A 14,674-nucleotide genomic window follows, 5' to 3' on the forward strand; every position below is an offset into this window, starting at 1 on the left:
GAGGACGGTATTGAAGAGATCGCAACCATCTCTTATCTGATGAATGAACAGACGGAGAATATCGGAGCAAGAAGACTCCACACTGTAATGGAAAGACTCCTTGAAGACGTTTCATTCAACGTTCCCGATCCGGAGACCACACACATCCTGATCGATGAGGAGTATGTAAAGAACAGATTCCAGGATACGATCTCAAGAGAGGATCTGGACAGGTTTATTCTTTGATAATATCATTTGATCACAGGCGGAGGTGCGTCTATGGATGATTTTTTACTGAAGATAAAAAGACTGAACTGGGTGCTTGCAGAAAGCACTACGGGAAACCTTTCATATGAGGATCTGAGCAAAATACTTTCGGAACTCACGGAAGCTAACTTCTACATTCTGGATAACAAGGGTAAAGTGCTGGGCGTCTCATACGACAAAGCCAATGACACTTCGACCATTCCCGACGAGTCCGGAGAGGAGAACGGCACCCGCAGGGCCAAAAAGGCCAAAATCATCGGCGAAAAGGCGGCCGTTAAAATCCTTGCCAGCATCGATGACAGCCGCACCAGACCGTTTAACAGGTTTATATATGCTCTCGGTATCAGGGAAGTGGGTGAGAATACCGCAATGATTCTCGCCAGGGAGTTTGAGAATATCTATGAGCTTATGAGTGCCGATACTGACAGACTTCTTTCGATTAAGGACATCGGAGAGGTAAGTGCCAGACACATTGTCAACTTCTTCAGGGAAAAGCATAATCAGATTATCATTGACGATCTGCTGAAATCCCAGCTTCTTGGCGGTTCCGGAGTTATTCCGCAGAAGGTTAAGCCTGATGAGGCCGACCTGGAAAGGATAAAGGACAATCCGTTCAATCATAAGACCATAGTTCTTACGGGGACTCTGGCAAGCATGAAGCGTGATGAACTGAAGGCCATCCTTCAGGGATACGGTGCCACCGTATCAGGTTCGGTTTCAGCCAAAACCCATCTCGTGATAGCCGGAGAGGCGGCAGGCTCAAAGCTTGATAAGGCCGTTAAGCTCGGCGTTCAGGTTATGGGAGAGGACGAACTGCTTAAGATACTTGGAGAGCTTGAATCTCTTTAGAAACGACGATTCCCGGCATCTGCCGGGAATCCTGTCTATTAAGTGTCGGAAACGTAACCGCGGAATTAAATCCCGGAATCTTCCGGCATTCCTTACGAAGTACTTCTGCCGTTATTTTTTGCCTGCGGTATTTTTCTTCTGTTTTCCGGATTTTTTGGTCTGAGCAGCTTTGCCTGAGCTTCCGGTCTTTTTGCCGGTTGAGGCTTTTGCCGCAGCTGGTTTACGTGCGGTGCTCTTCGCCCTGCCGGATGATTTGGCGGCTTTTTTGGCTGAAGCCGTTTTTGCATTTGATGATTTTCCGGAGGTTTTTACCTTTGCGGAGGTGTTTGCCGAGGCAAGCATTTGACTGCCGTTTCCGTCAGCAGGGATTTTGTCTCCCGGTACGGATATCTCAGCTTCCTTACGTGTTATTTCGGAACCGTTACCGCACCCTAAATTTTCAGCCTGAGCCAGCAGCTGTTCATAGGCCTGTTTCTCAGCTTTGATGTTGGCAGCTATGGCATGAGTCCGGTAACTCTCCTTTGGCGGATTCTTGACCTTTTCAAGTGTGTAATTTTCCCTTAAATCCATGTCGTTAACCGGAATGAGAGCATAATTTACGAGAGTGGTCGGCTTGTTGTCGCTGGTAAATCCCGGATTGAGCTTTCTCAGTCTTTCCACGGAAATTCCGGTTCTTTCGGAGAGCATTTTGAGGGTGGTTCCCGGTGTTATGTGGGTTTTCTTGAATACCGGTCTGTACGGCATATCCGGGAATTTCAGCTTGTTCTGCTTCGCATTTCGCAGAAGATCGGTATATGCGTGGAGTTTCTCCACGTAATTAACTCCCGAACGCGGTAAAGGCAGACTCCATAAATCCGTAGGTTTGTTCAGGCTTTTGTTTACCCTGATGGCCTTGATGACGGTACCTTCGCCGAGATTGTATGCGGCGATGGCCAGGTTCCAGTCGTTGAAGATTCTGTACAGATAGTTGAAATAGGTGAGAGCCGCATCGGTGGAGGCAATAACATCCCTGCGCATGTCGTACGTTGAATCCTTTTTCAGCTTGAAGTTACGGGCCGTAATCGGTACAAACTGCCAGATGCCCCTGGCACCTGAAGGAGATACGGCATGAGGGTTGAAATTACTCTCAATGATTGGAATGACGGCAAGCTCAAGCGGCATGTCCCTGCTTTTGAGTTCATTTACTATGTGATAGAGATAAAGATGGCCGTTTGCCAGCTGCTTTTCAAAAAACTTCTGCTTCTTTTTTACTTCGTTTATCTGCTGGGTTATGTACTTGTGCTTGGGGTTGACAAGATCCATGTCAAAAACGGCATATTCCCACAGGCTGCTGGTGTTGCCGGCATCCTTCAGGGCGTCGTTTTCATTCTTATAATGAACGTTGTAGCTGTGAATGAGTTCTTCCGCATAGCCGTTAATGGTATTCATTTCCACGTCGGTAGGCGTCTGACAGAGGTCAGACTGCGCAGCGTTTGCGTCAGGAGAAATCAGATACTGTTCCTGCTGATGATTCGTTACGGTACAGCCGGCGATGGCAAGAGATACGGCAGCGACTCTGATGAGGTTAGACCACGTTCCGGTACCCCTCGTCCTCAAGGAGATTTTCTCCCTGTGCTGCCTGTCTGGCAAATTCATCACATTCGTTATTGTAGATGTCATTGTCGTGTCCCTTTACCCAATTCCATGTAATGGTATGTTTAGATGCGATGGCGGCTAATTTCTTCCACAAATCCACATTCTGAACATTTTTCCAGTTTCTCTTCGTCCATGAAGATATCCACTTTGTGATACCGTCTATAACATATTTGCTGTCAGAATACAGCGTGACCCTGCACGGCATCTTCAGTGCGCTGAGTGCTGTTATGACTGCCAGCAGTTCCATTCTGTTGTTGGTTGTCAGTCTGTATCCGGCGGTAAGAACCTTTTTGTGTTCCTTGTAAAAAAGGATGGCGCAGTAGCCTCCGTTTCCCGGATTGCCCAGACATGAGCCGTCGGTATAGATGGTAACTTCTTTGAGAATATCAGTTGCAGAATCCCTGCTGTTATTGACGTTTTCCATGTCTTTTTTATAAAAATATTTACGATGTATCCTTTAATTATAACACAAAATGATTAAAACTCAAAATTCCTTATAAGTGGTAAATTGGAGATATATAAAAAATATAATTTTAAGAACGGCTTTAAAAATAAATCAGGGTGCGGGCAAAAAACTAAATTACGGGCGTAAACGTTTTCTCAAATGCCGGAAAACGGACATGTATGTTCATTCCTGTTTACGATGGTATTTCAATAAAGTATATATATGTTTGATTATTTGCGGGCGTGTCTATAAAAATATGCTTTTCATTCTTAAATTTTGTACAAAATAGAAAATAATTATAAATTCTTTCAGCTATATATTAGTCTCTGTTCCTTAACGGAGCAGGGATATGGAAAATCTGATAATTTAAACTTTGAATAAAGATTAAAGTTGGATAGAATAGGTAATTCAATGATGAAATTTATTGATGTTTATATACAGTAGAAAATTACATAAAAGATTAAAAACAGTTTGTTTTTTTAATTATTTCCGGTACCTGAACCGGATTTGAACGGCTAACTCACGGATGTGGTAAATGGCGGAAATTTATACAGAGAAGAATCAGAGAAAGGTGGTTCTGGATACCGAAACTACCGGTAAGTGCGAAGACGGTACTCCGGGGGATCACCGTATCATCGAAATAGGCTGTGTCGAAATGCTCGGCAGAAAATTAACCGGCAGAAAGCTTCAGCTTTACATTAATCCTGACAGACCCGTGGATGAAGAGGCTTATAAGGTTCATAAGATCTCCGATGAGTTCCTGGCCACGCAGCCTAGATTCCATGAGGTTTTTCAGGAATTCTACGATTTTATAGCCGGAGCTGAGCTGATAATTCACAACGCCAGGTTCGACGTGGGCTTTATTGATAACGAGTTCAGACTTAACAACAATAACATAAAGGTTGATAACATCTGTTCCGTTACCGATACCCTCGACATAGCCAGAAAAAAATATCCGGGGCAGAGAATAAGTCTGGACGCCCTGTGTTCAAAGCTTAATGTTGACGCCTCCGCCCGTACCTCACACGGCGCGCTTCTCGACGCCGAAATTCTTGCGGAAGTGTTTCTGGCAATGACCGGCGGTCAGGGTGAGTTTGAGTTCAATTCCGCTTCCTCATTACGGACATCCGGTTCCGGACACGTGGACAGAGGGTTCATTCTCGGCGACAGAAAGATACCCGTAATTCTCCCTTCAGTGGAGGAAGAGGGGGATGACATCATATATCAGATGAAGTTAAAGCGCATAGAGATCCCGACCTTTGATAAAGACATGTTGGATGCTGACTGTATCATTGCACTTCGCTCGAATTTTTTCGGGGACGAGAAGTACATGAAGTATCAGGAAGCCAAGGAGGAGAGCCTTATCAATGAGCTTGATAAGCGCAGCAGTCTCTATGATGTCTACAAGCGCGTGCAGCAGGCAAAGGTAAATCGCGCCAAGAAATAATTGATTGTTAACGCATGTCATGGTTTGATGTATCTGACATTTTTTTGTTTTGCCATATAACACAATAAAGTACATAATCACCTTACGGTATTTCATGATTCGTTTTGAGGATTAGAATGAACGGTTACGATATTAAAGCTTCACTGACGGAAGCTGCAGAGGTTCTGAACAGATTCCTTTCAGATGACAATAACATTAAGTCCATAGAGGATGCGGCCGTTATTATGGCTGAATCACTGAAGAATGACGGAAAGATTTTATCCGCAGGTAACGGCGGCAGTCATTGTGATGCCATGCATTTTGCTGAGGAACTTACCGGCAGATACAGGGAAAACCGTCCTTCATACGGAGCCATAGCAATTTCGGATCCGAGCCATCTTTCATGTGTGTCCAATGATTTTGGGTATGAATACGTATTTTCCCGTTACCTTGAGGGTGTCGGCAGACGCGGGGATGTTTTTCTCGGTATCTCAACAAGCGGTAATTCAAAGAACATAATCAGAGCAGTGGAAACGGCAAAGGCCAAGGGCATTAAAACCGTGGTTCTTACCGGTAAGGACGGCGGCAGGCTGGCCGGAATGGCTGACGTTGAAATCAGAGTGCCTCATTTCGGTTATGCCGACAGAATTCAGGAAATTCACATCAAGGTTATTCACATTCTGATTCAGGCCATAGAATGCAAGATGAAGGAAGCAGGTCTGTAATCCTGACTTCTATTCATTGCCGATAATGTAAAACATAATAAAAAACGGAGCCGAGGCTCCGTTTTTAATGTCTGCATTATCTTATTAGATATTAGATAATTTCAACCTGTTCTTCGTTGTCGGCTGCGTTTTCGATAGTACCGATAACCCATGCCTTTTCGCCGCTGGCGTTCAGAACTTCAACTGCCTTTTCAGCATCAGCCTTGTCCAGAGCCACGATCATGCCCACGCCGCAGTTGAATGTGCGGTACATTTCGTGAGTATCAATGTTACCGTTCTTCTGTAACCACTTGAATACTTCCGGCCATTCCCAGCTGTCTTCACGGCATACTGCCTTGGTGTTTGCAGGGAGTACTCTAGGAATGTTTTCCCAGAATCCGCCGCCGGTGATGTGAGCCAGAGCGTGAATCTTGCAGCTCTTCATCAGGTTGAGGATTGGCTTAACGTAAATGCGGGTTGGGGTCAGGAGGGTGTCAATAAGGGTACGGCCGTCTGACATCTTCTGATTAGGATCAGCCTTTGATACCTCAAGAACCTTTCTTACGAGAGAGTAACCGTTTGAGTGAGGACCTGAAGAAGCAATGGCAACGATTGCGTCACCAGGCTTAACCTTTGAACCGTCAATGATTTCGTCTTCTTCAACCACGCCAACAGCAAAACCTGCGAGGTCGTAATCAGGTACATGATACATGCCAGGCATTTCAGCGGTTTCACCGCCGATTAATGAACAGCCAGCGAGTTCACAACCCTTACCGATACCGGTTACAACCTTGGTTGCGTCTTCAACGTTTAATTTGCCGGTTGCATAGTAGTCAAGGAAGAACAGCGGTTCTGCACCCTGAACAACCAGGTCGTTTACACTCATTGCAACCAGGTCAATACCTACGGTGTCATGCTTCTTGAAATCGATGGCCAGACGTAACTTGGTACCAACGCCGTCGGTACCTGATACAAGAATCGGCTTCTTGTAATTGGCAGGAATACGGCAGAGAGCGCCGAAACCGCCTAATCCGCCCATAACTTCTGGTCTGGTGGTCTTTTTAACTACACTCTTAATGTTGTCAACAAGAGCATTGCCTGCATCAATATCTACGCCGGCATCTTTGTAGCTTAATTTCTGATTGTCCATTGTTGGATAAGCCTCATGTATTAAACAAAATAAATTGTGAACATTCTAACAAATTTTTATGCGATTTTCATATTTTTCGGAAGATATGAGGGAAATAATTTTAAGTTGTTTACGGTTGCCTGTTTCTGAATATTTACTTCTGTCTGTTCATAAAGTGCCGGGAACCGCCGTGTGGACTAATCTGCCGTGCTTCGGTAATAATGCCCGTGCATGATTTTGATGAATTCGGTTGAGCGTCCCGGGCCGGATTGTTGTACAATTACCCGTAGTCATTTTGCTGAAGTTTAAACGGTCAGCCGTATATTTTGGAAGAATTACAGATATGATTTTTAATAAGAGATTATGCCTGGGTGCATTAAAGGTTGCCGCGTCACTGGCCTGCACTTCGGTTTTCAGCTGTGTCGCTGCCGCTGATGGCGGATACACGTACAGGGTCGCTTTTGACGGTGATTTTGATTCGGCTCATGACGAGGCATTCTATCAGCTGATTTCAGGTCTCAGTAACGGAAGCACCGATCCGGGAACCATTAAGATTGATGTTGACGGCATTATTGCCAATGAAAAGATAACCGATGACGGTTTTCTGGAAGTATCCTTTTCGGACGCTGCGGTTAAGAACCTCATAGGCAGCGGAAAGGTTACCGTATGGAACGGTCTCAGGGAACCTCTTCTCATCTGGATGACCAGGGGAACCATGGTTGATTACGTGGATAATGAGGGAACCGTTGACAGCAGGGCTGAAGCCAGAATCGTCGTATCAGGGGAAAGGGACGGTTTCATTGACGCACTGATTGCCAGGGGAAATCTGGAAAAGGTAAGAACCATTCTTCCTTTAAACGATCTTGATGACATGGCTGCCGTGTCCATATCCGACGTAATGTCCGGAAATCAGGAAAAGATTGCGGCGGCATCATCAAAGTATACCGGTGGTATTGCGGTGGCATCACTGCTTACCGCAAACGACGGTAAGCTGCAGTTTACCTATTACTTCATCGACGTGGCCACGGGCAAGAGGATTTATTCACAGACTGCCGAAGGTACGGCAAGTGAAGTGGTTGATGAATTTTACAGAGATCTTAAGACCTGCCTCGGTTCCAAAAGAACCTCATCTTCTGAAATCAGGTCTGAACGCGGAACCGAAAGAGAGGTTTCGACATATCTGGACGGATATTCGGATGTTTCCGGTCTGAATCTGGGAATGAGACCGAACGGCACCTATGTGGTTCTGGTTAAGAATACTCCGAATTTTGATACCATGGTGGACATCAAGAATAACTTTCTCAAGGCAGGATTTGCCGAAGCCGAGGTAGTTGACGTCAAGGGCGGGGACGTGGTCTATTCCCTTACTTCCCGGAGAACCGTCAGCCCGGACAGCGTAATGGACGTATTCCAGGCACTTGAAAGAGACGCCTATACTCACGGCGTGTTCTACTTCAACAGTGCGGTAGACAACATCATTGTCATTCCTGATGAAAGCAAAAAGAGTACGGGCGCCTCTGCATCATCAGCAACAACAGCTGCTGCAGCTGCTTCCTCATCCGGAAAAGAGGCGGCAGGTGAAACCTCTGCTTCACAGGAGTCTGCTGCCGATGCTCAGAAGGAACCTTCAGCTGCTCCGGTTCAGATAAACAGACCTCAGCGTGCGGACCGCGGCCGCAGAAAGAGCAATGGTCTGCAGCTCGATCCTAATAAGAGATACAAGACCGGCGGCGGAGTGCAGTAGACCTCAGGTACTTTGGCTTATTCCTGAATTCCGCAGTGAGCATGGGTACGGCAGAAAAGATTTTGTCCGTACCCGTCACTGCGGGATTTTTTTTACTTTGATGCTCTGACGGCTGAGAATGGTAGTTAATTTTTAATCAAAAAAGTTAACATTGATTTTACAAAAAGCCTAAAAGTGCAGATTAATCAACAAATTTTGCAAAATTTATCGGTTAAGAATAAAAAAACTATAGAAGTTAACCACATTAATAATACAATATATAAAGCTGAATGTTTGTTAACATGTGCGTAACGGCAGATTCCGTATACGGCACAACGATAATTGAATATTTTTATTTTTAACGGGTTTGTAGCAGATTGAGTTACGATAGTGAATATAAGCAAATTCCATTAAGAATGGGATACGGTGAGTACGAAGGGACTCTTGAGTCCTTTTACGTAACCGATTCTAACCGGGTTTCTTATAATTACCTGAAAGAGGCACTTTCGGGTGATCTCAAGTCCAGTCAGCATTTTATATACCTCTACGGGCCCAAAAACGGCGGCAAGACTCATCTGCTGACCGCTTCCATTAAGGCCGCCCAGGATCGCGGCTTCTCAACAATTGCCATGGATCTTTCTGATTACATGGATTCTGCTCCGGTTTCCATTCTTCAGGGAGCCGAGGACTGCGATGTCATCTGTCTTGACAACATCGATGCGGTTGCCGGAATTCATGACTGGGAGGCAGAGATTTTCAATCTTTACAACAGATGGCATGAAAACAAGAAGGGTATCTTTATTGTTGCCGCCACTTCTTCCCCAATCATGGCAAAGTTCAGAAAGAACGACCTTATTACCAGACTCGGCAGCGGCGTGACTATGAGCATTCATCCCGTATCCATTGCCGAGCTTCCGAAGCTCCTTATTCTGCGTGAGAGCAACAGGGGAACAGACCTGTCCAGGGAACTTGCCGATATCGTGGTAAGCAGACTTGGAAACGTCGGTGAATGCATTGAGGCAGTGGATCTGATTGATTCCCTGGCGGCATCACTCAAAAAGCCGGTCATAACCAAGACCTTTGTTGAACAGGTTGTTAAGTCCGTTAAGCAGAAATCCACGGGGGATTATCTGAAAATGATGTAACACGGAATGATTAAAGACATTCCGTCCGTACCACGCTTCCTTATACGCAGTCGCACCATATTCTCCCTTATCCGCAGAGCCTTTGATTCGTATGGTGATTTGAGTATTGCCATCTATTTTCTTTTTCTGAGATTAATTTCCCTTATTTAAGAATCATTTAAGCATCAGCTGACGTATCGGTTGACGTGTCCGGTATTTACCTTTCATAAAAACGGCAACCGGGCTTTTCAGTAGGTGATTTTCTGAAAAGCCCGGTTGCGTATTCTGCGGCATCTGTGCCTTATGTAAATAAGGAGGATGTCTTATAAAGGTTACGTCTTATTCTTTATGCTCTCCAGATATTCATGGTTTACCGGCCACTTTGTGAATATGGTTTTTACAAAGGTGGCCAGAGGGATGGCAAGAACCACGCCCCAGAATCCGAGCAGTCCGCCGAATACGACAATTGCAACCAGTATGGAGAACGGATCCAGGTTGAGCTTTTCCGAAAACAGCATAGGTGTGAGGACATAGCCGTCCAGAATCTGGATTACCGTGTATACGGCAACCAGCCATACCATGTCACTGCTGAGTCCGAACTGAATCAGGCCGATAATGGCAATCGGTATGGTAATGATGATCATACCCACGTACGGAATTATTACGCTGAGACCAACGCCGAGGGCAAGCAGCAGACCGTAATTCAGGTTAAGAATGCTGAAGGCTATCCAGTTGACAATGAATATTATGATTACGTGTATGCATTTGCCGTTCAGGTACTTTGATATGAGTACGTTCATTTCAGCCCAGAATGACGTTACCTCTTCATGCGAACAGAGGTATTTTTTGGAGACGGAAAGGAGTTTTTCCTTATCCTTAAGCATATAGAAGGCAAAAATCGGAACGATAAGGAAGTAGACCACAAATGACAGCATGTCCATGACCAGCGGGGCTATGTTATTCGTAATGAACGGGGCAACCCAGCCCTTGACGATTTTGAACAGGCTTATTGTGTATTCCTTCATCTGCTTTTCGGAAATAAGTTCCTTATAGGCATTAGGGAGCTTGCTGCTGATGCTTTGAACCTTTGCGGAAATCCAGGCGATAGCGGCATTACTTTCTTCCCTGTCCTCCTGATTTATCTGCTGAGGTTCATAGCCTTTATGTTCTTCGGCTGATGCGTCTGCCTTATCATCGGCGGCTGGTTCGGCACGTGCGGTGACGGTTAACTGCTTGCCGTTTTCTGATTCGGCTCCAGATGTGCTGTCGGCAGCGTCTGCGGCAGCCTGCTGCTGTGCATCACTGCTGCCGGCCCCTTCGTCGGCGGCAGGAGTGTCGGAATTTTCAGCGGTTAGATCGGTATCCGCCGTGTCTTCAGCACCAGTCTCTTCACCGGAGGATGCCTCGTTCTCAGGGGCAGCTTCGGTTTGGCTGTCTGCCTGAGGGGACAGAACTATCTTTTCCTTGAGAATTTCCTTAATGTTGGCATTTTCGCCGTGCTTTGATATTTCAGTCAGTGTTTCACTGATGTTTGTGGATATCTTTGTCAGCTGTTCGGCTGCCGGCGGAATTACCGTAACAAAAAGACATACGAAGAATACTACATAGCAGAGCATTACCAGAGTTGTGGCTCCCAGTCTGGAGGCACCGTGCTTAATAAGGAAATTCACCGGTCTTTCAAGCATGAATGCGAGTACAAGGGCCGCTATTAATGTTCCGAATATGCTGGAGAAGAAATAGAGAATTACAAAAATGGTAATAAACTGAAGAATGAGTATGATTGCTGCCGGATTGGACAGGTTTTTCATATACCAATCTTTGAAAAACGATAGCATGACAAAAATCCTGAAAATACTAAATTTTATTGACTGCGTAATAATCTGTGTATGACGGATTGAGCAGGTATCTGTTAAAAAATAATCAGAGTCAGTCCTGAACAATTATATATGTGAAAATATTGATATTACAAAGTATTTTTGAATTTAATTGAAATTATCACAGGATGACTCATAATATAGAAAAACGGGATTTTTTCACTGAAAATCCGGTTTGTGAACGTTATGTAAGTAATATTATTTCCGGTATTCCGGAAACATCTACTGAATTATACCGGTTTTCCGCAGTCTAATTTTCCTGAGAATATTTGGTTGGATAATCTGAAATGAATTTTAAGATCTGTGCCGTGGCGGCTGTCCTTATCAGCTGTATCACGTGTCCCTGCGCACACGCCGACAACGTTGCCGGAGTGACGGATTTCGGTACGGCCGGTGTCAGGGCGATAACCGTTGAAAAAGAAAAGGAAATGGGGGAGCTTTTTGTTACCGTAGCCAAGTCACAGCTTCCGGTAATATACGATCCCGTGCTTGAACAGTATGTTACTTCCCTGCTGTCAAGAATGTCCTCCAAGGCAGTAGGCGTAAGATATCCTTTCGAGCCGATAATCGTTGAGGATCACACCATTAATGCCGCAGCATTCTTCGGCGGAAAGATAATGCTGAATTCCGGACTTATCGTGGCCACTGATAATGAAAGTCAGCTGGCATCCGTGCTTGCTCATGAAATGACCCATGTTACCCAGCGTCACCTTGCAAGAAGTATGGAGGCACGTCAGGATTCCATGATTACGGGCATGGCCGGTATTCTCGGCAGTCTCATCCTCGGTATCATCAATCCTGCCGTCGGTATGGCCGGTGTGAGCGCTTCAATCGGCGGAATGGAGCAGAGCAACATAAATTATACGAGAGCCAATGAGTATGAAGCTGACCGTCTGGGGATTGATCTGCTTTATAATTCAGGGTTTAATCCGCATGCCATGGCGGACATGATGAGAAAGCTTCAGAACAGGGGAGAGGATTTCAATCCCGCCTTTGAAATGCTGCTTACCCATCCGTTATCATCCAAGCGTGTGGCCGAGGCTGAAAACAGGGCAAGATTTTACAAGACCAAATCCTACTATGAGAGCGTGGACTTTAAGTTTGCCAAGAGCCGTATTGAGGTAAGATTCAGCAACATCAGCGCCAAATTCAATCAGGAAGCCGCCAAACGGGTTCTGGAGCATTCACCGAATGACTGCGGAGCACTGTATAAACTGGCCCTGGCATCCCTGGATCTGGGAGACTATGATACTGCCCAGAAGGCTCTGGACAGGTTAAAGAAGGATTACGGCAGAAATCTTTTTATTGTCGATACCCTGACGGATCTTTACGTTGCAAGACATGAATATGACAAAGCCGTTTCAATGCTTAAGGACATGATAAATAGCAAGGGGGAACAGGAGGTCTTTGTTGTTAATCTCGCAAATGTATATATCGAATCCAAGCAGTATCAGAAGGCGGAGCAGCTGCTGAAGAAATTCAGGAGAAACAACAGGTCTCTGACCGCGGATTCCCTGCTGAAGACGGCATATATGAGACAGAACAAGACCTGTGAGCTGTACCAGATAAATACGGATATTCTGGAATCAAAGGGGCAGTGGAATCAGGCCCTGAACAGTGTTAACGAGTCTCTCAGATACTGTCACGAAAAGAATACCGTTCTGAGACTGAAGGCTCTGGCCGCAAGAATTGTTGAAGAACGTGATTTTTACGAGAATCTAATTTCTCACTAAAAAGGTATTTTGAGCTGCCGAGGGACCGCTCGACAGGGCTTCAGCATAAGGAAGGCCGTTTCACGAAACCGTGAAACGGCCTTTTAAATGTCATTACATGCCGTAGCCGTACATGCTAGTACATGATCGTGTACAGCTTACTGCGGTATCTTGACTGCTTTGGATCTCCGTTCATCGTGGAGATGATGTCGAGATAAACCTGCTTCAGATTTCCGGCATTCAGATCCTTTCTCAGATATCCGAGAAGCAGATCCAGTGCTTCGGTGGCCTTGCCTGACTGGCTGAGAGCCGTACATAATTTTTCCACGTTATCCAGATCATCAGGATTCTGTTTAAGTTTGTTCTGGAGAATGTCGATTTCCGGATTCTGCTGGTTCTTTTCGGCAAGCGTAAGGGCAGCCTCCAGATCTCCGTATATCTTGTCGAGCCTGTTGTTGGCGTCTACACCTTCAAGCGCGGTTCTTGCCTCGGTCAGCTTTTTGGCTCTGATGGCAATTTCAACGTATGCAAATCTGATGTTGATGTCATTCGGGGCGAGGCCGAAGGCTTCGCTTATCTTGGCAAATGCTCCGTTGACATTCTCTTCAGCGAGAAGAGCAGTGGCTTCATGAAGAAGAATCTGTTCCTTTGCCGGCATGAGACCTGCTACGACCGCAGAAGCGCTGTCCGGCGTGCTGAGGGCTGAACTGCCGATGATGTCGACAGGACGGCCGTTCTTGAATACGCATATTGAAGGCAGTGATGAAATCTGTAACTGCATGCAGATTGACTGGATGACCGGATCCGCAGCGTTACCTTTTGCCAGTGTCAGAAATTCGTTATTCTGGCCGACGGTGTTTTCAAGTGCTGACGTAACTGCCTGGGTCTGAGGATTACCTGGATCGTATACGTAGAACAGAATGGTTTTTTCTGCAGATTTTGTTACGAGTTCTTCCTGTATGTTGCTTTGATTAACATCTATAATCATGGTGCTGTTATCCTTACTCTTCTTCTACACCTTTATACATGGTGCCGATGAGGGCATATTCAAGTGTATCAGTTTGAAAATTTGTTCAGCATCTTTCTGGCATTAATCAGGGTGGTCATGTTAAGAGGCTTTGCTTCTGAACCGTCATCAGAGTAGGTTACGGCATGTTCATGCTTATCGAATACCGTGGTCTGATTGTGACCGATGATGTACAGCTCATCATGGTTTCCGCTGATTAACCATGGCCTGTTCTGTATTTCCCTGAGATTTGCTCCGGTTGAATAGTCGGCTTCAGAATTCTGAATTCCGAGGATTTCATGAGCAATTGTCGGTGCTATGTCCTGTGATGACGTTATCGCTGATATCCTTGCAGGGATGACGGCATCAGGCCAGCTGATTACAAGCGGTACGTGATGTGCGTCGCGACTGTATCTGTTACCGTGTTTTGCATAATATCTGTTCAGGTTGAAACCCTGTCCGGAGGTTATGATAATGACGGTTTTTCTGGACTTTCCGGATTCGGAAACGGCCTGCAGGATGTTTCCGAGCATCTTGTCAGTGTTCTTAAGACAGTTAAGGTATCTGTTTTTAAGTGCCGTTCCGTCCTTTTCACTGTTGAGTGATCCCGGTTTTATGATTCCGTTTATCTGCGGAACGTAGCTGAGCTGCGCTTCCTGGTTCTGGTTAAGTGTTGCCGGATCGGTCAGTTTTATGACGGTAAACTGTGGACGGTAGTTCCATTCGTCACTGTAGATCCAGTTGGCGGCATTCCTGACTGTTTCAGCGTCACTGCCGAATGATTTGATGTTCTTTGTTCTC

General features: G+C 45.6%; 12 protein-coding genes and 1 pseudogene. 7 read left to right on the top strand and 6 right to left on the bottom strand.

What is annotated here, in order from left to right; genetic code table 11:
- Positions 1 to 225: pseudogene (hslU, locus tag QZU58_RS08465) on the top strand (HslU--HslV peptidase ATPase subunit); the annotation flags it as partial.
- A gap of 33 nt (positions 226 to 258) precedes the next feature.
- A complete protein-coding gene (locus QZU58_RS08470; RefSeq protein ID WP_294496026.1) occupies positions 259 to 1,095 on the top strand; it encodes a helix-hairpin-helix domain-containing protein in 837 nt (278 codons plus the stop codon).
- Positions 1,096 to 1,206: 111 nt separating this feature from the next.
- Here the strand turns inward: QZU58_RS08470 and QZU58_RS08475 are convergent, their stop codons facing one another.
- Both QZU58_RS08475 and rnhA read right to left on the bottom strand, forming a co-directional pair.
- On the bottom strand, positions 1,207 to 2,691 hold the full coding sequence (locus QZU58_RS08475) for a transglycosylase SLT domain-containing protein (protein ID WP_294496027.1): 1,485 nt from the start codon (positions 2,689 to 2,691) through the stop codon (positions 1,207 to 1,209).
- Positions 2,660 to 3,115 (bottom strand): ribonuclease HI, encoded by a 456-nt coding sequence (gene rnhA, locus QZU58_RS08480; RefSeq protein ID WP_294461247.1) that lies wholly within the window; start codon positions 3,113 to 3,115, stop codon positions 2,660 to 2,662. Before rnhA ends, QZU58_RS08475 begins: the two co-directional genes overlap by 32 nt.
- Before the next feature lie 595 nt (positions 3,116 to 3,710).
- Here rnhA and dnaQ point away from each other — a divergent pair.
- Together dnaQ and lpcA are read left to right on the top strand one after the other, a co-directional pair.
- Entirely contained in the window at positions 3,711 to 4,622 is a 912-nt protein-coding gene (gene dnaQ / locus QZU58_RS08485; protein WP_294496028.1) for a DNA polymerase III subunit epsilon, read from the top strand.
- Between the two features lie 116 nt (positions 4,623 to 4,738).
- Positions 4,739 to 5,326: a D-sedoheptulose 7-phosphate isomerase gene (gene lpcA / locus QZU58_RS08490; RefSeq protein ID WP_294461237.1), complete on the top strand. Its 588-nt coding sequence runs from the start codon at positions 4,739 to 4,741 to the stop codon at positions 5,324 to 5,326.
- A 91-nt stretch (positions 5,327 to 5,417) separates the two neighbouring features.
- Here lpcA and purM read toward each other — a convergent pair whose 3' ends face one another.
- Positions 5,418 to 6,455 carry a phosphoribosylformylglycinamidine cyclo-ligase gene (gene purM / locus QZU58_RS08495; RefSeq protein ID WP_294496029.1) on the bottom strand — a complete coding sequence of 346 codons (1,038 nt, stop codon included), beginning with the start codon at positions 6,453 to 6,455 and terminating at the stop codon, positions 5,418 to 5,420.
- A gap of 322 nt (positions 6,456 to 6,777) precedes the next feature.
- Between purM and QZU58_RS08500 the strand changes: the two genes are divergently transcribed.
- Both QZU58_RS08500 and QZU58_RS08505 read left to right on the top strand, forming a co-directional pair.
- Positions 6,778 to 8,178 carry a DUF2066 domain-containing protein gene (locus QZU58_RS08500; protein WP_294496030.1) on the top strand — a complete coding sequence of 467 codons (1,401 nt, stop codon included), beginning with the start codon at positions 6,778 to 6,780 and terminating at the stop codon, positions 8,176 to 8,178.
- A 356-nt stretch (positions 8,179 to 8,534) separates the two neighbouring features.
- Positions 8,535 to 9,302 (top strand): DnaA/Hda family protein, encoded by a 768-nt coding sequence (locus QZU58_RS08505; RefSeq protein WP_294496031.1) that lies wholly within the window; start codon positions 8,535 to 8,537, stop codon positions 9,300 to 9,302.
- Between the two features lie 311 nt (positions 9,303 to 9,613).
- Here QZU58_RS08505 and QZU58_RS08510 read toward each other — a convergent pair whose 3' ends face one another.
- Positions 9,614 to 11,116 (bottom strand): AI-2E family transporter, encoded by a 1,503-nt coding sequence (locus QZU58_RS08510; RefSeq protein ID WP_294496032.1) that lies wholly within the window; start codon positions 11,114 to 11,116, stop codon positions 9,614 to 9,616.
- A 326-nt stretch (positions 11,117 to 11,442) separates the two neighbouring features.
- Here QZU58_RS08510 and QZU58_RS08515 point away from each other — a divergent pair, with 326 nt between their 5' ends.
- Positions 11,443 to 12,888, top strand: a complete 1,446-nt coding sequence (locus tag QZU58_RS08515; RefSeq protein ID WP_294496033.1) for a M48 family metalloprotease — start codon at positions 11,443 to 11,445, stop codon at positions 12,886 to 12,888.
- A 115-nt stretch (positions 12,889 to 13,003) separates the two neighbouring features.
- Here QZU58_RS08515 and QZU58_RS08520 read toward each other — a convergent pair whose 3' ends face one another.
- Both QZU58_RS08520 and QZU58_RS08525 read right to left on the bottom strand, forming a co-directional pair.
- A complete protein-coding gene (locus QZU58_RS08520; protein ID WP_294461566.1) occupies positions 13,004 to 13,855 on the bottom strand; it encodes a tetratricopeptide repeat protein in 852 nt (283 codons plus the stop codon).
- Between the two features lie 68 nt (positions 13,856 to 13,923).
- Positions 13,924 to 14,674, bottom strand: a 751-nt coding sequence (locus QZU58_RS08525; protein ID WP_294496034.1) for a sulfatase-like hydrolase/transferase, incomplete at its 5' end; no start/stop codon positions are given.

Source organism: uncultured Ruminobacter sp. (assembly GCA_902764345.1).
In the GTDB taxonomy this organism is placed as follows: Bacteria; Pseudomonadota; Gammaproteobacteria; order Enterobacterales; family Succinivibrionaceae; genus Ruminobacter.

Coding starts and splice junctions, on each gene's coding strand:
- purM (WP_294496029.1), bottom strand. CDS start 6,455: ATGGACAATCAGAAATTAAGCTACAAAGATGCCGGCGTAGATATTGAT.
- QZU58_RS08500 (WP_294496030.1), top strand. CDS start 6,778: ATGATTTTTAATAAGAGATTATGCCTGGGTGCATTAAAGGTTGCCGCG.
- QZU58_RS08510 (WP_294496032.1), bottom strand. CDS start 11,116: ATGCTATCGTTTTTCAAAGATTGGTATATGAAAAACCTGTCCAATCCG.
- QZU58_RS08520 (WP_294461566.1), bottom strand. CDS start 13,855: ATGATTATAGATGTTAATCAAAGCAACATACAGGAAGAACTCGTAACA.
- QZU58_RS08470 (WP_294496026.1), top strand. CDS start 259: ATGGATGATTTTTTACTGAAGATAAAAAGACTGAACTGGGTGCTTGCA.
- dnaQ (WP_294496028.1), top strand. CDS start 3,711: ATGGCGGAAATTTATACAGAGAAGAATCAGAGAAAGGTGGTTCTGGAT.
- lpcA (WP_294461237.1), top strand. CDS start 4,739: ATGAACGGTTACGATATTAAAGCTTCACTGACGGAAGCTGCAGAGGTT.
- QZU58_RS08515 (WP_294496033.1), top strand. CDS start 11,443: ATGAATTTTAAGATCTGTGCCGTGGCGGCTGTCCTTATCAGCTGTATC.